This window comes from Streptomyces scabichelini, assembly GCF_011045015.1.
Classification (GTDB): domain Bacteria; phylum Actinomycetota; class Actinomycetes; order Streptomycetales; family Streptomycetaceae; genus Streptomyces; species Streptomyces scabichelini.
Genome location: NZ_JAAKZY010000015.1, coordinates 38,882 through 60,900, shown reverse-complemented (window position 1 = coordinate 60,900; position 22,019 = coordinate 38,882). Strand labels below are relative to the sequence as shown.

Here is a 22,019-nt window from a genome sequence, read left to right as displayed (position 1 = left end):
GGCCGCACAGACCGTCTAGAAGTCGCCCACCTCAGAGGCGTACGGCGGCTCCGCGCCCGCTCGTGAGCAGGTGATCGCCGCCGCGCGCGCCGCGAACCGCAGCAACTCACCCCAGCCTTCGGCTCCCAGGCCCGTCAGCGCCGCCGCGGACAGGGCGTCGCGGGCGGCGAGACCGTGCAGCAGCGCCGCGTTCACCGTGTCGCCGGCGCCGATCGTGTCCACCACGTCGACCCGTTCGCCCGGTACGGCGTACTCCGCGCCGTCGCGGGTGAAGACGGTCAGGCCGTCGCCGCCCCGCGTGACCACCACGGCCCCGGGGCCGGACGCCAGCCACTCGCGCGGGGTTCCGCCGAGCCACTCCGCGTCCTCCTCGGACAGCTTGAGCAGCGACACCGAGGGCAGCCAGCTCTTGAAGCGGGCCCGATAGGCGTCCGCGTCGGAGATCAGCACTGAGCGGATGTTCGGGTCGAGCGCGGTGAACACGCCCTGCGCGGACGCGAGCCGCATCAGCTCCTCGTACGCACTCGCGCCCGGCTCGAGGACGAGTGAACAGGTGCCGAAGGACACGGCCCTTGTTCCGGCCGGGAGTTGGTCCGGCGCCGAGAACAGCCGGTCCGCCGTGCCCTCGACATAGAACGAGTAACGGGCCGATCCGTCCGTGCCGATCGACGCGACGGCGAGTGTGGTCGGCTCGGTGCCCCGCTGCACGGACGACACGTCGACATTCGCTTCGCGCAGCCCGTCGAGCAGGGCCTCGCCGAAAGCGTCGTACGAGACCCGGGAGCAGAAGGCCGCGGGGGAGCCGAGGCGGCCCAGGGCCACCGCTGTGTTGTAGGGGCCGCCGCCGCGCCGCGGATCGAGTCCCGCGAGCGCGCCCGCCTCCCTCGGCACCAGGTCGATCAGGGCCTCACCGGCGACGACGATCACGAGTCGGGTCCTTTCTCGGGGCAGCCGCACGAGGTGCGGTGGACGAAGGTGGAGGGCAGCCGGAGCGTACGCGCCGGACGGCCGGGGGAGGCCAGCCGGTCCAGGAGCAGCCGTACGGCCTGGGCCCCGATCTCCTTGCTGGGCTGGGAGATCGCGGTGAGCCGGGGCGAGAAGAGGTCCGCCCAGGAGAAGTCGTCGAAACAGCACAGGGCCACGTCACCTGGCACCGACAGATCCCGCTCGCGCAGGGCGCGCAGTGCGCCGATGGTCATGGCGTTGTTCGCGGTGACGAGCGCCGTCGGCGGCACCGGGAGGGACAACAGGCCGCCGGTCGCGCGCTCGGCTCCCGCCGCCTCGGAGTTGCCGTGGACCACCAGCCGCTCGTCGTACGGAAGCCCCGCGTACGCGAGCCCGTGCCGGTAACCGGAGATCCGCTCACTCGTGGTGCTGAGCCCCGGCAGGCCGCCGACCAGGCCGATCCTCTTGTGGCCCAGTTCGGCGAGGTGGGTGACCAGACGCGCGACGGGCTCGGCGTTCTCCGCGCAGACCTGGTCGCACTCGAAGCCGGGCGCCGCGGTCTCGTCGACCAGCCGGTCCAGGAACACCGTCGGTACGTCATGCCGCCCGAGATAGCCGATGAGCTCGCCCGGTGCCGCCGACGGCGCGACGATCATGCCGTCCACCCGTCGCTCGTGCAGCAGCTGGACCACCTTGCGCTCGTGCGCCGGATCGTCGTGCGGGTCCGCGATCAGCAGGCTGTAACCGTGCTCCAGAGCGCCGGCCTCCACGCCTTGCAGGATCTCCGTGAAGTACGGATTGCTGATCGCCGACACCGCGAGCCCGATGGACCGCGTACGTGCCGTGACCAGGGATCTCGCCAGCGTGTTGGGCGTGTAGCCCAGTTCGTCGATGGCGTCGAGCACGGCCTGGCGCGTGGCCGGCCGCACCGGGCGGGTGTCGTTGAGCACATGCGAGACCGTCGCGACGGAGACGCCCGCGCTGCGGGCCACGTCGACCATCGTCGCCACTGTGGAGCCCCTCCCTCGCCCGGTCGGGTCGGGCGTTGTCTGGGTCGGACCGTACCCCATGGCGTGGTCGACGTAAACGCTTGCGCAAGCGTTTACGCAAACGTTTACGCAAACGCTTGCGTCAGCCTGCGCGCAAGCGCCGGCTCAGGCGCTCACTCCCAGTCCCAGCCGATCCCCACGATCCCCGACCGCACCCGCGGCTCGACCATGTGCACCGACCGGTGGCGGTCGCTCAGCGTCAGTTCCTGGCGGCCGCTGCGCGGCGCCGCCGCCGAGTGCTGGGTGAACCGGTGGCAGCGCACGGGCAGCACGTCCTCGGTGAACCGCACCTCGAGGGTGTACTGCCCGCCCGAGGCGCCGAAGCCCCGGACGTACTCCCTGGACGCGCCCGCCGTGCCGTCCTCGACGCCGTAGCGGAACAGGTGCGTGTCACCCGTACGCAGCCGTGCGTCGAAGAGCAGCTCCGCCACGAGCACCCCGGTGTCGTGGTGCCACCGCACGCGTCCCGTACGGCAGTTCTCCAGGGCATGCACCGTCATCCGCTCCGGTGCGCATCCCGGGTCTCCGTGATGGACGGCCACATAGCGGTCGACGCCGTCCTTGTGGGCGCGCACTATGTGGTGCGAGTCGCGTCCCGACAGCTCCCGGCGCGCGCCGATCCGTACCTGCTCGTGATGGCCGAGGGTGTGCAGTCCGCTGTCGAGCGACGCCCCCAGCTCGGCGAGCAGCTTCTCCAGGACGCCGGTGGCCTCCACCAGGGAGCGGTACGAGCGCGCCGCGGGGTGTTCCGGGTCGGGGCGCTCGTCGGCCTGGGCGAGCAGCCGTACCAGCGACTCGTCAGTCAGCTGGAGGATCTCCTCCAGGGCGCGCACGGCCCGCAGCGACTCGGGGCGCTGTGGGCGCCGGGCGCCCTGCTGCCAGTAACTCAGGCTCGTCACACCGACCTTGACCCCGTACCGCGACAGATGGTGCTGGACACGCTGCAGTGGCAGCCCGCGGGCGGCGATCGCGGCGCGCAGGGCGACATGGAAGGGGCCGTCCCGCAGCGCCGTCTCCAGTTCGGCCGTGGCGACGTCCGCTTGCTGTATGCCGTGCCGCATGCAGGAGCCTTTCTGTGAATACTCACAACGGCTGGTCGGGCCGTTCGCGCCGTTCGGAGAGGCCATCCGGTCGGTGTGCGGGCGAGGTTGAAATCCGTACGCCGAGGTTCACGGCCCCAAGTCATCCCGCATTGAAGCGTGTTGATCACAGCCGGACAACACTTGATGCTCAACCGGTGGCGTTCGGCACTGTCACAACTCCAGTAACTCCTGGATCGCCCGCGCCGACAGCGCCGACTTGTGCAGGAAGCCGCGGGCCGCGCTGGCCGCCACCAGTTCCTGGAAGTCCTCCAGAGAGTGCGTCGAGACGAGAATCACCGCGGGCACGCTGTCCACGAGCCGGTCCGCCACCTCCAGGCCGTTCTCGCCGTCGAGGTCGAGGTCCACGAGGGCGACGTCCGGGGCCAGTTCCCGTGCTCGGGCGATCGCCTCCGCGCCCGTCGAGGCGGTGCCGACGACCAGTACCCCGCCACACTCCAGCAGGGCGCGCGCGGCCTCCAGGAACCGGGCGCTGTCATCGACGAGAAGACAGCGCATGGACATGCGGACAGCTTCCCAACCGGTGTGCACCTTGGCTTTCCCGCTAGCCGGAAAGTGCTGACGGCCTGTGCCGGAAAATTGCCTCCTGTTTACGGAGAGCAGTGGTGGGTCACCGGCGGTAGCATGTCGATGCCCTGGGGTGACCGTGTCCTGTCGGTCGGGTGGGGATGCGTGATGAAGCTGCTCAACAGGAGATCCGGGACGCGCCGCCTGCTCCTCGCGGGCGCGCTGTCCGCCGCCCTGCTGGTCGCAAGCTGCGGCGGGGGCGGAGGCGACGGTGAACGCTCCGCGGAGCGCGGCGACACGACCTGCGACGGAAAGCTCGGCGGCACCACCGACATCACCGTGTGGTTCCACGCGGGCCCGAGCGGAGAACTCGACACGCTGCGCCGCCAGGTCAAGGACTTCAACGGTGCCCAGAAAGACGTGCAGGTCGAGCTGATCACCCTGCCCGAGGAGCGCCCGTACACCGAGCTGGTCCTCTCGGCGGCCGAAAGCGGCGAGCTGCCCGACCTGCTCGACTTCGACGGCCCGCATCTCTACAACTACGCGTGGTCAGGCAAGTTGAAGCCGATCGACTCCTGTGTGCCCGAGAGCGTGAAGTCCGATCTCCTGCCCTCGATCCGCCAACAGGGCACCTATGGGGGCCGATTGTGGGGCGTCGGCACCTTTGACTCCGGACTCGGCCTCTACGTACGCCCCTCCGTGCTGAAGCAGGCCGGCGTCCGGGTGCCGAGCGGCCCCGACGACGCCTGGACGGCCACCGAACTGACCGGCATCCTGCGAAAGCTGCGCAAGGAGGGCTATGAAAAACCCCTCGACCTGCGCATCAACGACACGCTCTCGGGCGACGAGTGGAACACGTACGGCTTCGCGCCCGCGATCTGGTCGGCCGGCGGCGACCTCATCGATCCCGAGGACCACCGTACGGCGGACGGCTTCCTGAACGGGCCGGAGGCGGTCGGCGCGATGACCGTCATGCAGAGTTGGGCCAAGGAGGGGCTGATCGACCCCAACACGGACGACAAGGCGTTCACAAAGGGGCGCAGCCCTGTCTCCTGGGTGGGGCACTGGTTGTTCGGCGAGTACACCGAGGCGTTCCCGGACGACGTGGAGATCGTTCCGCTGCCCGACTTCGGCAAGGGGACCGTCACCGGTATGGGTTCCTGGCAGTGGGGCATCACAGCGGGCGCCACCGACGGTGACGCGGCCTGGCGGTTCCTCGCGTACCTCCTGCGGCCTCAGGAGGTGCGCCGCATGAGTCAGGCCAACGGAGCGATTCCGGCGACGGACAGTGCCGTCGAGCTCTCGCCCCGGTTCGCCGAGGGCGGTGCCGAGCGGCTGTTCATCGAGCAGCTGAAGAGCGGTGTGGCCCGGCCGCGGCCGCAGACCCCGGCCTATCCGGCGGTCACCGGGGCCTTCGCGCGGGCGTTCGTGAAGATCATGGTCGACCGTGCCCCGGTCAAGGCCGCCCTGGACGATGCGGTCCGCCGGATCGACAAGGATCTGGCCGACCACCAGGGCTATCCGTCGGCCGGGCCATGAAAGCCGTCGGCAGAGGTACGAGGAGGACCGGCAGAACCGGCGAGGCGGGTGCCAGAGTCCCGCTGCTGGCCCGACTGCGCGTCGGCACCAAGCTCATGCTGCTGGTCCTGCTGCCGGTCTCCGGACTGCTCGCCTTCACGGTCTTCTCGGCCATGGCCCAGTGGCAGGAGGCCCGCACTCTGCGGGACTTCAGGGCCGCCACGCGCGTCTCGTTCGACACCGCCGCGCTCACCGAGGCCCTGGCCCGCGAGCGCTTTACGACGGTCCTCGCTGAGATACGTCCGGACCGGCCGGGCGTGACCGACGAACGAACCGCGGCCCGGCGCGCGACGGACCGGGCACTCACCGCCGCGAACGCCCGTGCCGCCGACCGGACCGGACACCTCGACATCCCCGGCCGACTCGACGCGACGCGCCGCCAACTCCGCGCGGCCAGACTGGAGGCGGGCAGCGGCTCGCTCACCGGACCCGGGATCGAGCGGAGCTACGCGAGCATCATCGACGGCCTGCTGAAGACCATCCACGATCTCGACTCCAGCCGCCCCTCCCGGGACGCCGGCCGGTCCGCCGACGCTTACGTGGGCGCCCTGGAGGCCATCGAGGCCGCCGAGCGCGAACGCGTCGAGCTGGCCGGACTCCTCGCGGCCGCGCCCGCGGACGCCCGGGTCGCCACCGTCGGCCGCTGGCAGGTACTGGAGACCGCCCAGCTCGAAACCTTCCGGCGGAACGTGTCGGGGCGGCTCCAGGCCCGGCTGTCCGGTGTGCTGCTCCAGCCCGCGGGCCGCACCGTCCGCGCCACGCGCGAGGCCCTGACCTACGGCGACACCGCGAAACTCCCTTCCCTGGAGCGCTGGCTGACCGCGTCCAGCGACCGCCTCGCCGCCCTGCGCGACATCGCGGACGCGACCATGGACGAACTGACCACCGACGCCGACCACGACCTGCAAGCCGTCAAGAACCGTGGCGAAGGCGAACTGGCCCTCTCCGTAGTGATGCTTCTCGCCGTCACCGTCCTCGCCCTGGCCCTCCGCCGCTCGATCACCCGCCCGCTCGACGAGGTCTCCGAAGGCGCCAACGCCCTCACGGCCGGAGACCTGTCGCACGACATCCGCTACACGGGACGCGACGAGATCGGCGACGTCGCCGACACCTTCCGCGAACTCCATGTGAGCAGCGAGCGGTTCGCCGCCGAGATCCGCACCATGAACACGGCGATCGACGACAACCGGCTCGGCCACCGCGCCGACGTCGCCGCCTTCGACGGGACCTGGGCGCAGCTGCTGAGCGGCATGAACGGCACCATGGCGTCCTTCGCCGCGGCCCACGGGCGGCGCCACAAGGCCGAACGGGAGCTGGAGAGCATCTTCAACCTCTCCCTGGACCTGCTGTGCATCGCGGGCCTGGACGGCTACTTCAAGCGCGTCAACCCGGCCTTCGAGCGCATCTTGGGGTACTCCGCCGAAACACTGCTCTCCAAGCCATGGACCGACTTCATCCACCCGGAAGACCGGGAACGCTCGCTGGCCGCCCTCGACCGGCTGGCGGCAGGCGTCGAGCACCGTCAGTTCGAGAACCGGTATGTGCGCGGCGACGGCACCGAGTGCTGGCTTCAGTGGATCGCCCGCCCGGTGACCGACGAGGGACTGATCTACGCCACCGCGCGGGACGTCACCGAGAGCCGCCGCGCCACCCGCGAACAGGCCGCCCTGCGCAACGTCGCCACCCTGGTGGCCCGCGGCGTCCCGCCGGACCAGGTCTTCACGGCCGTCGCGCAGGAGGTGGGGCGACTGCTCAGCACCACTTCCGCGGCGGTCCTGCGGTACGAGGCCGACGGCGCCGCCACCGTACTGGGCTCCGCCCATGCGCCCGCGACGGGGGGCGAGGAGGCGGCGGGGGAGGTGGCCCGGACACAGCGGGCGGCCCGCGTCGGCCGCTCCGTAGGGGCGCCCATCGTCGTCGACGACCGCCTGTGGGGTGCCGTCGTCGCCTCCTCGTCGCGCCCGGAACCGCTGCCTACGGGGACCGAGTCGCGCCTCGCCGACTTCACCGAACTCATCGCCACCGCCATCGCCAACGCCGACAGCCGCGACCAACTGGCCGCTTCACGCGCGCGCGTGGTGGCCGCCTCGGACGCGTCCCGCCGCCGTATCGAGCGCGATCTGCACGACGGCGTCCAGCAGCGACTGGTCTCGCTCCAACTGGATCTGCGGATGGCCGAGTCCATGGCGGCGGACCAACCGGCCGAGCTGGTCGAGCAGTTGGCCCACATCGGCAAGGGTCTGGACGACGTCTTCGAGGATGTCCTGCAGATCTCCCGGGGCATCCACCCGGCCATCCTCTCCAAGGGCGGCCTGGGCCCCGCCCTGCGCGCCCTGGCCCGGCGCTCCGCCGTCCCCGTGGAGCTCGACCTGCAACTGCCGCGAACCCGCCTGCCGGAGCAGACCGAAGTGGCCGTCTACTACGTGATCTCCGAATGCCTCACCAACGCCGCCAAGCACGCGCGCGCCACCGTGGTCGAGGTGCGGGCGCGGACGTACGACGACGTCCTGGAGGTCGTCGTACGGGACGACGGGGTCGGGGGAGCGGAGCCCCGCGGTGGCTCCGGACTGATCGGGCTCACCGACCGGGTCGAGGCGATCGGCGGCAGACTGACCATCAGCAGCCCGCCGGACGACGGCACCACGATGACCGTACGGCTGCCGCTGCCGGAGCTGTCCCCGGACGCGGGCGGAGGGCCGTCGCCGGACATGTGACGCCCGGAGCGTACGCGGCAGGGGTCCAACGAGGGGGAGTCCTGGACTCGGTCACTGCGTACGCTCCGGGCGGTCTGTGCGGACGGTGAGGCAACCGTCCGGCTTCAGGGGCGGGGAGTCCCGCCGTGTCGTGCCGACTGGAGGCGCTTGGCGCGTACGACGTCGAGGTCCCGCGGATCGAGGCCGGACAGCACACCGTCGCCGTACCGCTCCTCGTCCGCGTATGCGCGGACGCGGACCGACCGCCGTGGTTTCTCGATCCGCATCCGTCGCATCGCCCGCAGCCCTTCGTCCGTCGATCGCCGCCCCTCGCCCGGGCCGGCCGGTCCACCGCATCTGCACTGGTACGAGCATCGGCCCCGCGCGGCCCCCGTGTCGTCAGGGCCAGCCCCCAAAGGGGGTTTCCGGTCCGCCGCCATCGTGTCCTTCCTGCTAGCCGTAAGTGGCCATGTCAGGCAGGCTGTTGGAGGCGCACCACACCGGTCGGGCAAGCGGACGGGGGAGCGACCATGGACGCAGCACAGCGGCCCGCGCGCGGGAGGGTCGTCCTCGCGGACGACGACGTCCTGCTCAGGGAGGGTCTGGCCAGCCTCTGCGAACGACTCGGATACGAGGTGGCGGGCCAGGCGGGCGACGCGGGCCGGCTCCTCGAGCTGGTCGAGGAACGCCGTCCGGATCTGGTCATCGTCGACATAAGGATGCCCCCGAACCACTCCACCGAGGGCCTGAAGGCGGCCCGCACGATCCGTGAGCGCCACCCCTCGCTCGGCATCCTCGTCCTGTCCGCGTTCGTGGAGGTCGAGGACGCCCTGGAGTTGCTGGCCGGCGGTCGCCGGATCGGCTATCTCCTCAAGAGCCGGGTCACGGTCGTGGACGAGTTCATCGAGGCCCTGGACCGGATCAGCAAGGGCGGCTCGGTCGTCGATCCCTCCCTGGTGCGGGAACTGGTCACAGCCCAGCGCCGGGACGATCCCCTGGCCGTCCTCAGTGCCCGGGAGCGCGAGGTCCTGGCCCTCATGGCGGAGGGCCGCTCCAACGCCGGCATCGGCCGCCGGCTGTGGGTGACCGAGGGCACCGTCGAGAAGCACGTCCGAAGCATCCTGGGCAAACTGCGCCTGCCGGAGGCTGCCGACGACCACCGTCGCGTCCTCGCCGTCCTCACGTTTCTGGAGTCGCGCTGACCCCGTTCAGGGGCCACAACGTTCCCGTCCACAGAGCCACAGCGTGCCCATCCACAGGGGGCACTGCGGCTCCGTCCACAGGGCCGCCGCGCTGTCACACCTCGCCAGTAGGGTGTGAGACATGGCCGACCCCTCCAGCTACCGCCCCAAGCCGGGGCAGATCCCCGACTCGCCGGGGGTCTACAAGTTCCGCGACGAGCACCGCCGGGTGATCTACGTAGGAAAGGCGAAGAGCCTGCGCCAGCGCCTGGCCAGCTACTTCCAGGACCTGGCAGGCCTCCATCCGCGTACGCGCACCATGGTCACGACGGCCGCGTCGGTGGAGTGGACGGTGGTGTCCACGGAGGTCGAGGCGCTGCAGCTGGAGTACTCCTGGATCAAGGAGTACGACCCCCGGTTCAACGTCAAGTACCGCGACGACAAGAGCTACCCGTACCTCGCGGTCACGATGAACGAGCGGTTCCCGCGCGTGCAGGTGATGCGCGGCCAGAAGCGCAAGGGCGTGCGGTACTTCGGCCCGTACGGGCACGCGTGGGCGATCCGCGACACCGTGGACCTCCTGCTGCGCGTCTTCCCCGTCCGCACCTGCTCCGCCGGCGTCTTCAAGAACGCCGAGCGCACCGGCCGTCCCTGCCTGCTCGGCTACATCGGCAAGTGCTCGGCCCCCTGCGTCGAGCGGGTCTCCGCCGAGGACCATCGCGAACTCGCCGAGGAGTTCTGCGACTTCATGGCCGGCCGCACGGGGACGTACATCCGTCGTCTGGAACGGCAGATGACGGACGCGGCCGAGGAGATGGAGTACGAGCGGGCGGCCCGCCTCCGCGACGACATAGGGGCCCTCAAGAAGGCCATGGAGAAGAACGCGGTCGTGCTGGCCGACGCGACGGACGCCGACCTGATGGCGGTCGCCGAGGACGAGCTGGAAGCCGCCGTGCAGATCTTCCACGTACGGGGCGGACGCGTGCGCGGTCAGCGCGGCTGGGTGACGGACAAGGTGGAGGCCGTCACCACCGGCGATCTCGTCGAGCACGCCCTCCAGCAGCTGTACGGCGAGGAGACCGGCGACTCCGTACCCAAGGAGGTGCTCGTCCCGGCGCTGCCCGACCCGGTGGAGCCCGTGCAGGAGTGGCTCACCACGCGCCGGGGGTCCAATGTCTCGCTGCGCATCCCGCAGCGCGGCGACAAGAAGGCCCTCATGGAGACCGTGCAGCGCAACGCGCTCCAGGCGCTCGGGCTGCACAAGACGAAGCGCGCCTCCGACCTGACCACCCGCTCGCGCGCCCTGGAGGAGATCGCCGAGGCCCTCGACCTGGACAGCGCGCCCCTGCGGATCGAGTGCTACGACATCTCGCATCTCCAGGGAGACGACGTCGTGGCCTCCATGGTGGTCTTCGAGGACGGCCTTCAGCGCAAGAGCGAGTACCGCCGCTTCCAGATCAAGGGCTTCGCGGGCCAGGACGACGTCCGCTCCATGCACGAGGTGATCACCCGCCGCTTCAAGCGCTACCTCGCCGAGAAGGAGAAGACCGGCGAGTGGGCGGACGGGGAGAACACGCTCACCGAGGACGACGGGCGGCCCAAGCGGTTCGCGTACCCGCCGCAGCTCGTCGTCGTCGACGGCGGGCAGCCGCAGGTCGCGGCCGCCCAGAAGGCCCTCGACGAGCTCGGCATCGACGACATCGTCGTCTGCGGTCTCGCCAAACGCCTCGAAGAGGTCTGGCTGCCCGGCGACGACGACCCGGTGGTGCTCCCGCGCACCAGCGAGGGGCTCTATCTTCTTCAGCGTGTACGCGACGAGGCGCACCGCTTCGCGATCACCTACCAGCGCACGAAGCGGGCCAGGCGCTTCAAGGCGAGCCCGCTGGACGACGTGCCGGGCCTCGGCGAGACGCGCAAACAGGCGCTGATCAAGCATTTCGGTTCGCTGAAGAAGCTTCGGTCCGCGACGATCGAGCAGATCTGCGAGGTTCCCGGCATAGGCCGCAAGACGGCCGAGGTGATCGCCGTGGCCCTTGCCCAGGCGACCCCGGCCGCCCCCGCCGTGAACACGGCGACTGGAGAGATCATTGAAGACGAGGAACAGGTAGCAGACGCAGGACCCGAAACGACGGCGGGTTCCGCGGGGGAGCCCGTATCCGCGGGCGCCTCGGACGAGCGACGGGGGCAGGAGCCATGAACGAGCAGGACGCGCACGACACAGAGCGCACAGCGGAACAGGTAACAGAGCACACGGCGGAACACGAGAAACCGCAGAAGGAAGCGAGCGCAGAGCACTCGCTGCCCGAAGCAGGTCAGCAAGACGGAGAACAGGTGAGTACGGGCATCGAAACAGCCGGGGTCCCCGAGGCGGCCATCCCCGAGCTGGTGATCATCTCCGGCATGTCCGGCGCGGGCCGGTCCACCGCAGCCAAGTGTCTGGAGGACCTCGGCTGGTTCGTCGTCGACAACCTGCCGCCCGCGCTGATCCCCACCATGGTGGAGCTCGGCGCCCGCTCCCAGGGCAACGTCGCCAGGATCGCGGTCGTCGTCGACGTACGGGGCCGCCGTTTCTTCGACAACCTCCGCGAATCCCTCGCCGACCTGGAGGCCAAGCACGTCACCCGGCGGATCGTCTTCCTGGAGTCCTCCGACGACGCCCTGGTGCGCCGCTTCGAATCCGTACGCCGTCCGCACCCCCTCCAGGGCGACGGCCGCATCGTCGACGGCATCGCCGCCGAGCGTGAGCTGCTGCGCGAGCTGCGCGGCGACGCCGACCTGGTGATCGACACCTCCAGCCTGAACGTGCACGAGCTGCGCGCCAAGATGGACGCCCAGTTCGCCGGCGAGGAGGAGCCCGAGCTGCGGGCCACGGTCATGTCCTTCGGCTTCAAGTACGGCCTGCCGGTCGACGCCGACCTGGTCGTGGACATGCGCTTCCTGCCCAACCCGCACTGGGTCCCTGAGCTGCGCCAGTACACCGGCCTCAACGAGGAGGTCGCGGCGTACGTCTTCAACCAGCCCGGCGCCAAGGAGTTCCTCGACCGGTACGCCGAGCTGCTGCGCCTCGTGCAGGCCGGCTACCGCCGCGAGGGCAAGCGTTACGTGACGATCGCCGTCGGCTGCACCGGCGGCAAGCACCGCTCCGTCGCGATGTCGGAGAAGCTCGCCGCCCGCCTGGTGTCCGAGGGAGTGGAGACGGTCGTCGTCCACCGGGACATGGGCCGCGAATGACGGGTCGTACTCTGCGGCTGAGCAGGCTGCGCCGGATCGGTCCCGAAGGCCGCGGCGGCAAGCCCTCCGAGGCGCGCGGGGGCAAGCCGCGCCGCCGCGGCGCGCAGCCCAAGGTCGTCGCGCTCGGCGGCGGCATGGGCCTGTCCGCCTCGCTCGCCGCCCTGCGCCGCATCACCGGCGACCTCACCGCGGTCGTCACGGTCGCCGACGACGGCGGCTCCAGCGGCCGCCTCCGGGACGAGCTGGGCGTGCTCCCGCCCGGCGATCTGCGCAAGGCCCTCGCGGCCCTGTGCGGCGACGACGACTGGGGCCAGACCTGGGCCCGTGTCATCCAGCACCGCTTCCAGTCCCAGGGCGACCTGCACGAACACGCGGTCGGCAACCTGCTGATCGTCGCCCTCTGGGAGCAGCTCGGCGATCATGTCCAGGCCCTTGACCTGGTCGGCAAGCTCCTGGGCGCCCAGGGGCGCGTGCTGCCCATGTCCGCCGTACCCCTGGAGCTCCAGGCCCTGGTCAAGGGGCACGACGCGGAGCGGCCCGACGACATCGAAACGGTACGCGGCCAGGCCACCGTCGCCCTCACAACCGGCGAGGTGCAGTCCGTGCACCTCGTGCCGCACGACCCGCCCGCCGTCCCCGAGGCCGTCGCGGCGGTCCTCGACGCGGACTGGGTGGTCCTCGGCCCCGGCTCCTGGTTCTCCTCGGTGATCCCGCACCTGCTCGTGCCCGAGCTGCTCGACGCCCTCACCGAGACGAAGGCGCGCCGGGTGCTCTCCCTGAACCTCGCCCCGCAGCCCGGAGAAACCGAAGGCTTCTCCCCGCAGCGTCATTTGGAGGTTTTGGGACGACACGCCCCTAAACTCGCCCTGGACGTGGTACTGGCCGACGAGGCCGCCGTGCCCGACCGCGATTTACTCACCGAAGCCGCCCAGCGGTTCGGGGCCGCGGTCGAGCTGGCGCCGGTGGCCCGGACCGATGGGTCTCCAAGGCACGACCCGGAGCTGTTGGCCGCCGCGTACGACCGTATTTTTCGGATGCATGGAAGGATCGGCCCATGGCGATGACGGCAGCGGTGAAGGACGAGATCTCCCGGCTCCCCGTCACCCGGACCTGCTGCAGAAAGGCGGAGGTATCCGCCATCCTGCGGTTCGCCGGCGGCCTCCACCTGGTGAGCGGCCGAATCGTGATCGAGGCGGAGCTGGACACCGCGATGGCGGCGCGCCGCCTCAAACGGGACATCCTGGAGATCTTCGGCCACAGCTCCGAGCTGATCGTGATGGCTCCCGGCGGCCTGCGCCGCGGCTCGCGCTATGTCGTCCGCGTCGTCGCGGGCGGCGACCAGCTGGCCCGCCAGACGGGGCTCGTCGACGGCCGTGGACGTCCGATCCGGGGGCTGCCTCCGCAGGTGGTCTCGGGGGCCACCTGCGACGCCGAGGCCGCCTGGCGCGGAGCGTTCCTGGCGCACGGCTCGCTGACCGAACCGGGCCGGTCGTCCTCCCTGGAGGTGACCTGCCCCGGCCCCGAGGCGGCGCTCGCGCTGGTCGGCGCGGCCCGCAGACTCCAGATCGCCAGCAAGGCCCGCGAGGTGCGCGGCGTCGACCGGGTCGTCGTCCGCGACGGTGACGCGATCGGCGCCCTGCTGACCCGCCTCGGCGCCCACGAGTCCGTGCTCGCCTGGGAGGAGCGGCGCATGCGGCGCGAAGTGCGCGCCACCGCCAACCGCCTCGCCAACTTCGACGACGCCAATCTGCGCCGCTCGGCCCGCGCCGCCGTCGCCGCGGGAGCCCGCGTACAGCGCGCTCTGGAGATCCTCGGCGACGAGGTCCCGGAGCACCTCGCCGCTGCCGGACGGCTGCGCATGGAGCACAAGCAGGCCTCCCTGGAGGAGTTGGGCGCGCTCGCCGACCCGCCGCTGACCAAGGACGCCGTCGCCGGCCGTATCCGCAGACTGCTCGCCATGGCCGACAAGAAGGCCCAGGACCTGGGCATCCCGGGGACGGAGTCCACCCTCTCCGAGGAACTGGCCGACAACCTCGTGGGCTGACTCCCGCGGGCCGATATGGCCGTACGGGACCAACGGGACCAATGGGATCCTTTGACTCAAAGCGCCGGTGCTGACGCCCACATGGGATCGTCGGCACCGGCGTTCGTCTGCCTTTGAGCCCTCTTGTCTGGCCTTAAGGCGCTCTTGACTCGACCCTGAAGTGTCATGAGCCTGGCACCTGTTCGCTGCTGTGGCGAACTACTGCAAGGGGGGCTCATGAGACGAAGAGCGAGATCGATCCTCGCTGTCGGTGCGCTGTTGCTGGGCGGGGCGGGGCTGGCGCCCATGGCGCAGGCGGACGACGCCAGTGCGCAACCCGACCCGGGCGCGGACGAGGTCAAGATCTTCCGTGCCGACGTCACGAAGGAACAGTTACCCCTGCTTCTCGCGGCCGGCCAGGACGGACACGAACTGGGGGAGCAGGCACCCGAGAAGGGCACGGCCACGGTCGAGGTGTACCTCACCGACAAGCAGGCCGGGCAACTGGAGAAGAAGGGCGTCGACCTCACCGAGCACAAGCTCTCGGCCAAGGCACGCGCGCGTGTGGCGGCCGCGGGGGACGGTGTCTACCGGCCGTACAGCGGAAAGGGCAACCTCAAGGAGGAGATCGTCAGGACGGGGCAGAAGCATCCGTCCCTCACCAAGGTCGTCTCCATCGGCAAGTCCGTCCAGGGACAGGACATCCTGGCCCTCAAGCTCACCAAGGGCGCCAAGAAGACCAAGGACGGCGCCAAGCCCTCCGTGCTGTACATGTCCAACCAGCACGCCCGTGAGTGGATCACGCCGGAGATGAACCGGCGCCTGATGCACCACTACCTCGACAACTACGGCAAGGACCAGCGGATCACCAAGCTCGTGGACTCCACCGAGCTGTGGTTCGTCCTCTCCGCCAACCCCGACGGCTACGACTGGACGTTCAAGCCCGAGGGCGACCGTCAGTGGCGCAAGAACATGCGGGACGTCAACGGCGACGGCGCCTGGACCACCGGCGACGGCGTCGACCTCAACCGCAACTTCGCCTACAAGTGGGGCTATGACAACGAGGGTTCGTCCCCGTACCCCACGAGCCAGACCTACCGCGGCGCGAGCCCGGGCTCCGAGCCCGAGACCAAGGCCCTGGACTCGTTCCAGAAGCGCATCGGCTTCGAGTACGGCATCAACTACCACTCCGCCGCCGAACTGATCCTCTACGGAGTCGGCTGGCAGGTGGCGACGCCGAGCCCCGACGACGTGGTCTACAAGTCCCTCGCCGGAACGCCCGAGAAGCCGGCGATCCCCGGCTACCGCCCGCAGGTCTCCTCCGAGCTCTACACGACCAACGGCGAGGCTGACGGTCACGCGTCCAACGTCAACGGCCTCTCGATGTTCACCCCCGAGATGTCGACCTGCCAGACCGCGTCGAACGTCGACCCGAACGACGCCTGGAACGCGGCGGACTGCGAGTCGATCTTCACCTTCCCGGACGACGAGAAGCTGATCCGGCAGGAGTTCGAGAAGAACATCCCGTTCGCGCTCTCCGTAGGCGAGGCCGCCGCCCGGCCCGACCAGCCCAAGTCCCCGGTCGGCATCGACGCCCCGGACTTCACCCCGGCCACCTTCACGACGTCGTACTCGCGCGGCGCCGACCAGGAGATCTCCGTCGTCGCCCGCAAGTCCGTACGCGACAAGGAGCTCAAGTACCGCGTCAACGGCGGCCGTACGCACGACCAGGCACTCAAGGCCTGGGACGGCGGCGAGACCTTCGGAGGCGAGGACAACCTCCACTTCGACGAGTACCGGGCGCAGGTCCAGGACGGCGAGCCGGGCGACAAGGTCGAGGTCTGGTTCACCGGCGAGACCCGGAGGGGAAAGCCCACCTCCAGCGAGCACTTCACGTACACGGTCGCCGAACGGCCGCGCGCCGACACGCTGGTGGTCGCCGAGGAGGGCGCCGCCGCCACCCAGGCCCAGACCTACGTCGACGCCTTGAAGGCCAACGGCCGCAAGCCGCTGGTCTGGGACGTCGCCACACAGGGCGCACCGGACGCGCTCGGGGTCCTCGGCCACTTCAGGACGGTCGTCCACTACACGGGCGCCGACCGCCCCGGCTCCGCCACTCAGCTGCAGCTGCGTGCCTACCTCAACGAGGGCGGCAAGCTGGTCGAGGCGGGCGAGCAGGCGGGCGGAACCGTCGCCCTGCCGGGCGCCACGACGAACGACTTCAGCCAGTACTACCTCGGCGCCTTCTCGCGCACGACGACTCCGGGCGCCAAGGCGTTCGACGGTTCCGGAAAGCTGACGGGCGCCGCCGGCGCGCTCGGTGACGCGCCCGGCAATCCGCTGAACGCGGCCGGAGCGTACGCCGTCACCTCCGACACCCTGCCCGCGGACAAGTACCCGCAGTTCGCGAGTGCGGGAGCGGGCCAGTACCCCGGGAGCGTCAACCCGTACGGCCCCTACGAAGGCGCGTACATGGCGGCCGTCACCCACTCCGACCTGGCCTGGAACCGCCTGACCCGCACCATCGACCTCACCGGAGTGAGCGCGGCGGACGCGCCCGCCCTGCGCACGCGGCTCCTGTGGGAGACCGAGCCGGGCTACGACCACGCGGTGCTCGAAGCGCACACGGCCGGGGCCGACGACTGGACCACACTCCCGGAGAAGGGCGGCGCCACCAGCACCGCGGTGCCCGCCGAGTGCGAGGCCGGGTACTTCATCCAGCAGCACCCCGCCCTCAAGCGCTATCTGACCCGGGGCCCGGCCGGCTGCACGCCGACCGGCACGAGCGGTTCCTGGAACAGCCTCACCGGGAACTCCGAGGGCTGGCAGGAGGTCAACTTCGATCTCTCCGCGTACGCCGGAAAGGCGGTGGAGATCTCGTTGAGCTATATCAGCGACGGCTCCGCCGCAGGCCGTGGCGTCCTCGCCGACAACGCCTCCGTAGTGATCGGCGGCACGGCAGGCGAGACCGAGGGCTTCGAGTCGTCGCTCGGGGCCTGGAACGTGCCCGGTCCGCCCGCGGGCAGCCCCGCGGTCGCCCGGGACTGGGGACGTACCGGCGAGCTCTTCAAGACGTACGCAGCGGTCACCACGCGTGACACCGTGCTGCTCGGCTTCGGCCTGGAGCACGTCACCGCGGCGGCCGACCGCACGGCTCTGCTCGGCAAGGCGCTGGCAGCACTGAAGGGCTGACAGGAACGGCTGACAGGAAGGGCTGACAATACGAAGTCAGTCCTCTCTTCGGGCCTCGGTGCCCGGGCGGTCCGTACCCCTACTGGTGGGTACGGACCGCCGTGCCGTGTATGGGCCCTCTCGATGTCACTCCGTGGGCCTCAGGGAGGTAGGGTCGTAGGCGGTCGGGGACATCCCATACAACTCGCCGGCGTCGAAAGCCGGCGTACCAACGAGGAGATCGGTTCGTGACGATCCGCGTAGGCATCAACGGCTTTGGCCGCATCGGTCGTAACTACTTCCGCGCGCTGCTGGAGCAGGGTGCAGACATCGAGATCGTGGCTGTCAACGACCTGGGTGACACCGCGACCACGGCCCACTTGCTGAAGTACGACACCATCCTCGGCCGTCTGAAGGCCGAGGTGTCCCACACCGAGGACACCATCACCGTCGACGGCAAGACGATCAAGGTCCTCTCCGAGCGTAACCCCGCCGACATCCCCTGGGGCGAGCTGGGCGTCGACATCGTCATCGAGTCGACCGGCATCTTCACGAAGAAGGCCGACGCCGAGAAGCACATCGCCGGCGGCGCCAAGAAGGTCCTCATCTCGGCTCCGGCCAAGGACGAGGACATCACCATCGTGATGGGCGTCAACCAGGACAAGTACGACGCGGCGAACCACCACGTCATCTCGAACGCCTCCTGCACCACCAACTGTGTGGCGCCGATGGCCAAGGTTCTCGACGAGAACTTCGGCATCGTCAAGGGCCTGATGACGACGGTGCACGCGTACACGAACGACCAGCGCATCCTTGACTTCCCGCACAAGGACCTGCGCCGCGCCCGCGCCGCCGCCGAGAACATCATTCCGACCACCACCGGCGCCGCGAAGGCCACCGCCCTGGTCCTCCCGCAGCTCAAGGGCAAGCTCGACGGCATCGCGATGCGCGTCCCGGTCCCGACGGGCTCGGCCACCGACCTGGTCGTGGAGCTCCAGCGCGAGGTCACCAAGGACGAGGTCAACGCCGCGTTCAAGAAGGCCGCGGACGGCGGCGACCTCAAGGGCTACCTCTTCTACACCGAGGACGAGATCGTCTCCTCGGACATCGTCGGCGACCCGGCCTCCTGCACCTTCGACGCCTCCCTGACCATGGTCCAGGAGGGCAAGTCGGTGAAGATCCTCGGCTGGTACGACAACGAGTGGGGCTACTCCAACCGCCTCGTGGACCTCACGGTCTTCGTCGGCGGCCAGCTCTGAGTCCCAGAGCAGGCACCTCGATGTGAGCACAGGGCTCGGGCAGCGCAAAGAAGTGCTGCCCGAGCCCTGTGTCACGTGCTGATCGATCAGCCCTCCAGGACAACAGAGCTCTCCAGGAGTCCCTTTATGAAGACGATCGACGAACTCCTCTCCGAAGGCGTGGACGGCAAGCGGGTCTTCGTGCGCGCCGACCTGAACGTGCCGCTGGCCGACGGCCGCATCACCGACGACGGCCGCATCCGCGCCGTGCTGCCCACCGTCAGGGCCCTCGCGGAGGCGGGCGCCAAGGTGGTCGTCGCCTCGCACCTGGGCCGCCCCAAGGGCGCCCCGGACCCGGTGTTCTCGCTGCTGCCCGCCGCCGAACGGCTCGGTGAACTCCTCGGCGCGCCCGTCGCGTTCGCCCAGGACACCGTCGGCCCCGCCGCCCACGACGCCGTGAACGGCCTGCAGCCCGGCCAGGTCGCGGTCATCGAGAACCTGCGCTTCAACGCCGGTGAGACGTCGAAGGACGACACCGAGCGCGGCGAGTTCGCGGACCAGCTGGCGGCCCTGGCCGATGCCTACGTAGGCGACGGTTTCGGCGCGGTGCACCGCAAGCACGCCTCCGTGTACGACCTTCCGGCACGCCTTCCGCACTACGCCGGCCACCTCATCGCCACCGAAGTCGGCGTCCTGAAGAAGCTCACCGAGGACGTCAAGCGCCCCTATGTCGTCGCGCTCGGCGGCGCCAAGGTCTCCGACAAGCTCGCCGTCATCGACCAGCTCCTGGGCAAGGCCGACCGGCTGCTGATCGGCGGCGGCATGGCGTACACCTTCCTCAAGGCCAAGGGGTACGAGATCGGCAGCTCTCTCCTCCAGGAGGACCAGATCCCGGTCGTCATCGAGTACATCGAGCGCGCCGAGAAGTCTGGTGTCGAGCTGGTCCTGCCCGTCGACGCGCTGGTCGGGTCCGAGTTCCCGGACCTGAAGACCAAGGCGCCGGCCAATCCCACCACCGTCGCCGCGGACGCCATCCCGGCCGACCAGATGGGCCTCGACATCGGCCCTGAGTCCCGCAAGCTGTACGCCTCGAAGCTCGCCGACGCCGCCACCGTCTTCTGGAACGGTCCCATGGGCGTCTTCGAGCACCCCGACTACGCCGAGGGCACCAAGTCGGTCGCCCAGGCCCTTCTCGACTCCCCGGCCTTCACGGTCGTCGGCGGCGGCGACTCCGCCGCGGCCGTCCGCATCCTGGGCTTCGACGAGACGGCATTCGGCCACATTTCGACCGGCGGCGGCGCCTCCCTCGAATACCTCGAGGGCAAGACGCTCCCCGGCCTCGCCGCACTGGAGGACTGACCCACATGACCGCGCGCACGCCGCTGATGGCGGGCAACTGGAAGATGAACCTCAACCACCTCGAGGCCATCGCGCACGTCCAGAAGCTCGCCTTCGCCCTGGCCGACAAGGACTACGAGGCCGTCGAGGTCGCCGTCCTGCCGCCCTTCACCGACCTGCGCTCCGTGCAGACGCTGGTCGACGGCGACAAACTCAAGATCAAGTACGGCGCCCAGGACATCTCGGCGCACGACTCCGGCGCCTACACCGGCGAGATCTCCGGCTCGATGCTGGCCAAGCTGAAGTGCACGTACGTGGCGATCGGCCACTCCGAGCGCCGGCAGTACCACAACGAGACCGACGAGCTCTGCAACGCCAAGGTCAAGGCCGCCTTCAAGCACGGCCTCACGCCGATCCTGTGCGTGGGCGAGGAGCTGGAGGTCCGCGAGGCGGGCAACCACGTCACGCACACGCTCGCCCAGGTCGAGGGCGCCCTCAAGGACGTACCGGCCGAGCAGGTCGAGTCCATCGTGGTCGCGTACGAGCCTGTCTGGGCCATCGGCACCGGCAAGGTCTGCGGCGCCGACGACGCCCAGGAGGTCTGCGCGGCGATCCGTGGCAAGCTCGCCGAGCTGTACTCGCAGGAGCTGGCCGACCAGGTCCGTATCCAGTACGGCGGTTCCGTGAAGTCCGGGAACGTCGCCGAGATCATGGCGAAGCCCGACATCGACGGCGCGCTGGTCGGCGGCGCTTCGCTGGACGCCGACGAGTTCGTCAAGATCGTCCGGTTCCGCGACCAGTAAGTATGCGGTAGCGGCGATACGTCGTACCCTTGCGGGGGCCGGGCGGCTTCTTGTGAAGCTCCGGCCCCCGTCGTCCGTACAAGTCCGAGGAAGTTGGTCCAGCCGTGGTTATGGGGTTCTCGATCGCCCTGATCGTCTTCAGCTTGCTGTTGATGCTGCTGGTGCTGATGCACAAGGGGAAGGGCGGCGGCCTGTCCGACATGTTCGGTGGCGGCATGCAGTCGTCCGTCGGCGGCTCCTCGGTCGCCGAACGCAACCTCGACCGCATCACCGTCGTGGTCGGTCTGCTGTGGTTTGCGTGCATTGTCGTGCTCGGCATCCTGATGAAGGTCACCAACTGATCAGCGACTGACGTCGGTACGACAGCACATCGCACGCAAAGGCCCCATGTCCGGTACGCGCCCGCAGGCGCGGCCTATCATGGGGCTTGCGTCTCGGGGTGGGGTGTAACTCCAATCACTGGACGCGCGTTGGGCCTTACGTAGACTGAGGCGCTCGCAGCGAAGCGGCACGCCGGCTCGCTTCGCGGCACCATCACGCAGGGAGTTACGACCGTGGCAAGTGGCAACGCGATCCGAGGAAGCCGGGTCGGGGCGGGGCCGATGGGCGAGGCCGAGCGTGGCGAGTCCGCGCCGCGGCTGCGCATCTCCTTCTGGTGCTCCAACGGGCACGAGACGCAGCCGAGCTTCGCCAGCGACGCGCAGGTTCCCGAAACCTGGGACTGCCCGCGCTGCGGCTTTCCGGCTGGACAGGACCGGGAGAACCCACCGGACCCGCCGCGCACCGAGCCGTACAAGACGCACCTCGCGTACGTACGGGAGCGGCGCAGCGATGAGGACGGCGAGGCGATCCTCGCTGAGGCGCTCGCCAAACTGCGGGGCGAAATCTAGGAGTTGAGCCCTCTGGCTCCCGGTCTCGCTCGAGCAGGGGGACCCCCATGGCCGGATACCGAGTGGTGTCCGGCCGGATCTGCTTCGTGGGCCCGGGCGGCGCCCGCGTTATCTGTGCTCGCCGCCGCGCTCACCGACGAACCGCTGCTGACCGCGTCGGTCACCGCTGCGCGCCGCCGGTGGCTGCGTTCTTCGTGCTCACTGTCATCGCCCTGATACCTGCGCTCAAGCCGGACGTATCTGTTGTTGTGCCGGACGACGGTGGGACGACA

The 22,019-nt window shown here is 70.0% G+C and carries 18 protein-coding genes; 13 read left to right on the top strand and 5 right to left on the bottom strand.

All coding sequences use genetic code 11. The features are described 5' to 3' along the window. Positions 1 to 15 precede the first annotated feature (15 nt). From G5C60_RS07325 to G5C60_RS07310, 4 genes are all read right to left on the bottom strand, one after another. Complete coding sequence (locus tag G5C60_RS07325) at positions 16 to 927, bottom strand: PfkB family carbohydrate kinase (protein ID WP_165255885.1); 912 nt, start codon at positions 925 to 927, stop codon at positions 16 to 18. Further along, a complete protein-coding gene (locus G5C60_RS07320) occupies positions 924 to 1,955 on the bottom strand; it encodes a substrate-binding domain-containing protein (RefSeq protein ID WP_165255883.1) in 1,032 nt (343 codons plus the stop codon). Before G5C60_RS07320 ends, G5C60_RS07325 begins: the two co-directional genes overlap by 4 nt. Positions 1,956 to 2,107: 152 nt before the next feature. Continuing rightward, a complete protein-coding gene (locus tag G5C60_RS07315) occupies positions 2,108 to 3,055 on the bottom strand; it encodes a hypothetical protein (protein WP_165255881.1) in 948 nt (315 codons plus the stop codon). Between the two features lie 192 nt (positions 3,056 to 3,247). Then, positions 3,248 to 3,598 (bottom strand): response regulator, encoded by a 351-nt coding sequence (locus tag G5C60_RS07310; RefSeq protein WP_165255879.1) that lies wholly within the window; start codon positions 3,596 to 3,598, stop codon positions 3,248 to 3,250. Between the two features lie 171 nt (positions 3,599 to 3,769). Between G5C60_RS07310 and G5C60_RS07305 the strand changes: the two genes are divergently transcribed. Both G5C60_RS07305 and G5C60_RS07300 read left to right on the top strand, forming a co-directional pair. Further along, complete coding sequence (locus tag G5C60_RS07305) at positions 3,770 to 5,140, top strand: sugar ABC transporter substrate-binding protein (RefSeq protein WP_241266569.1); 1,371 nt, start codon at positions 3,770 to 3,772, stop codon at positions 5,138 to 5,140. Further along, positions 5,137 to 7,893, top strand: a complete 2,757-nt coding sequence (locus G5C60_RS07300) for a PAS domain S-box protein (RefSeq protein WP_241266568.1) — start codon at positions 5,137 to 5,139, stop codon at positions 7,891 to 7,893. The genes G5C60_RS07305 and G5C60_RS07300 overlap by 4 nt, the downstream gene beginning before the upstream one ends. Positions 7,894 to 7,997: 104 nt before the next feature. On the opposite strand, the gene G5C60_RS07295 is transcribed toward G5C60_RS07300, so the two are convergent. Further along, entirely contained in the window at positions 7,998 to 8,168 is a 171-nt protein-coding gene (locus G5C60_RS07295) for a hypothetical protein (protein WP_165255874.1), read from the bottom strand. Positions 8,169 to 8,402: 234 nt separating this feature from the next. On the opposite strand from G5C60_RS07295, the gene G5C60_RS07290 reads away from it, so the two are divergent. From G5C60_RS07290 to G5C60_RS07240, 11 genes are all read left to right on the top strand, one after another. Further along, a complete protein-coding gene (locus G5C60_RS07290; RefSeq protein WP_165255871.1) occupies positions 8,403 to 9,074 on the top strand; it encodes a response regulator transcription factor in 672 nt (223 codons plus the stop codon). Between the two features lie 121 nt (positions 9,075 to 9,195). Then, a complete protein-coding gene (gene uvrC / locus G5C60_RS07285) occupies positions 9,196 to 11,250 on the top strand; it encodes an excinuclease ABC subunit UvrC (protein ID WP_165255868.1) in 2,055 nt (684 codons plus the stop codon). Continuing rightward, positions 11,247 to 12,284, top strand: a complete 1,038-nt coding sequence (gene rapZ / locus G5C60_RS07280) for an RNase adapter RapZ (RefSeq protein WP_165255865.1) — start codon at positions 11,247 to 11,249, stop codon at positions 12,282 to 12,284. Before uvrC ends, rapZ begins: the two co-directional genes overlap by 4 nt. Next, a complete protein-coding gene (locus tag G5C60_RS07275) occupies positions 12,281 to 13,348 on the top strand; it encodes a gluconeogenesis factor YvcK family protein (protein ID WP_165255863.1) in 1,068 nt (355 codons plus the stop codon). The genes rapZ and G5C60_RS07275 overlap by 4 nt, the downstream gene beginning before the upstream one ends. Next, positions 13,339 to 14,328, top strand: a complete 990-nt coding sequence (whiA, locus tag G5C60_RS07270; RefSeq protein ID WP_165255860.1) for a DNA-binding protein WhiA — start codon at positions 13,339 to 13,341, stop codon at positions 14,326 to 14,328. Before G5C60_RS07275 ends, whiA begins: the two co-directional genes overlap by 10 nt. Positions 14,329 to 14,544: 216 nt before the next feature. Continuing rightward, positions 14,545 to 17,499 (top strand): M14 family metallopeptidase, encoded by a 2,955-nt coding sequence (locus G5C60_RS07265; protein WP_165255857.1) that lies wholly within the window; start codon positions 14,545 to 14,547, stop codon positions 17,497 to 17,499. 227 nt (positions 17,500 to 17,726) lie between these two features. Beyond that, positions 17,727 to 18,737: a type I glyceraldehyde-3-phosphate dehydrogenase gene (gene gap / locus G5C60_RS07260; protein ID WP_165255855.1), complete on the top strand. Its 1,011-nt coding sequence runs from the start codon at positions 17,727 to 17,729 to the stop codon at positions 18,735 to 18,737. A gap of 126 nt (positions 18,738 to 18,863) precedes the next feature. Next, on the top strand, positions 18,864 to 20,075 hold the full coding sequence (locus G5C60_RS07255) for a phosphoglycerate kinase (protein ID WP_165255853.1): 1,212 nt from the start codon (positions 18,864 to 18,866) through the stop codon (positions 20,073 to 20,075). A 5-nt stretch (positions 20,076 to 20,080) separates the two neighbouring features. Then, positions 20,081 to 20,857, top strand: a complete 777-nt coding sequence (gene tpiA / locus G5C60_RS07250) for a triose-phosphate isomerase (RefSeq protein ID WP_165255850.1) — start codon at positions 20,081 to 20,083, stop codon at positions 20,855 to 20,857. 110 nt (positions 20,858 to 20,967) lie between these two features. Further along, positions 20,968 to 21,198 carry a preprotein translocase subunit SecG gene (gene secG, locus G5C60_RS07245; RefSeq protein ID WP_004002137.1) on the top strand — a complete coding sequence of 77 codons (231 nt, stop codon included), beginning with the start codon at positions 20,968 to 20,970 and terminating at the stop codon, positions 21,196 to 21,198. Positions 21,199 to 21,411: 213 nt separating this feature from the next. Next, positions 21,412 to 21,747 carry an RNA polymerase-binding protein RbpA gene (locus G5C60_RS07240; RefSeq protein WP_165255848.1) on the top strand — a complete coding sequence of 112 codons (336 nt, stop codon included), beginning with the start codon at positions 21,412 to 21,414 and terminating at the stop codon, positions 21,745 to 21,747. The last annotated feature ends 272 nt before the right edge of the window (positions 21,748 to 22,019 follow it).

What these genes read in the sequence shown, in the direction of transcription:
- G5C60_RS07315 (WP_165255881.1), bottom strand. Translation starts at nt 3,055, where the DNA reads ATGCGGCACGGCATACAGCAAGCGGACGTCGCCACGGCCGAACTGGAG.
- G5C60_RS07310 (WP_165255879.1), bottom strand. Translation starts at nt 3,598, where the DNA reads ATGTCCATGCGCTGTCTTCTCGTCGATGACAGCGCCCGGTTCCTGGAG.
- G5C60_RS07305 (WP_241266569.1), top strand. Translation starts at nt 3,770, where the DNA reads ATGAAGCTGCTCAACAGGAGATCCGGGACGCGCCGCCTGCTCCTCGCG.
- G5C60_RS07300 (WP_241266568.1), top strand. Translation starts at nt 5,137, where the DNA reads ATGAAAGCCGTCGGCAGAGGTACGAGGAGGACCGGCAGAACCGGCGAG.
- G5C60_RS07295 (WP_165255874.1), bottom strand. Translation starts at nt 8,168, where the DNA reads ATGCGACGGATGCGGATCGAGAAACCACGGCGGTCGGTCCGCGTCCGC.
- G5C60_RS07290 (WP_165255871.1), top strand. Translation starts at nt 8,403, where the DNA reads ATGGACGCAGCACAGCGGCCCGCGCGCGGGAGGGTCGTCCTCGCGGAC.
- uvrC (WP_165255868.1), top strand. Translation starts at nt 9,196, where the DNA reads ATGGCCGACCCCTCCAGCTACCGCCCCAAGCCGGGGCAGATCCCCGAC.
- rapZ (WP_165255865.1), top strand. Translation starts at nt 11,247, where the DNA reads ATGAACGAGCAGGACGCGCACGACACAGAGCGCACAGCGGAACAGGTA.
- G5C60_RS07275 (WP_165255863.1), top strand. Translation starts at nt 12,281, where the DNA reads ATGACGGGTCGTACTCTGCGGCTGAGCAGGCTGCGCCGGATCGGTCCC.
- whiA (WP_165255860.1), top strand. Translation starts at nt 13,339, where the DNA reads ATGGCGATGACGGCAGCGGTGAAGGACGAGATCTCCCGGCTCCCCGTC.
- G5C60_RS07265 (WP_165255857.1), top strand. Translation starts at nt 14,545, where the DNA reads ATGAGACGAAGAGCGAGATCGATCCTCGCTGTCGGTGCGCTGTTGCTG.
- G5C60_RS07255 (WP_165255853.1), top strand. Translation starts at nt 18,864, where the DNA reads ATGAAGACGATCGACGAACTCCTCTCCGAAGGCGTGGACGGCAAGCGG.
- tpiA (WP_165255850.1), top strand. Translation starts at nt 20,081, where the DNA reads ATGACCGCGCGCACGCCGCTGATGGCGGGCAACTGGAAGATGAACCTC.
- secG (WP_004002137.1), top strand. Translation starts at nt 20,968, where the DNA reads ATGGGGTTCTCGATCGCCCTGATCGTCTTCAGCTTGCTGTTGATGCTG.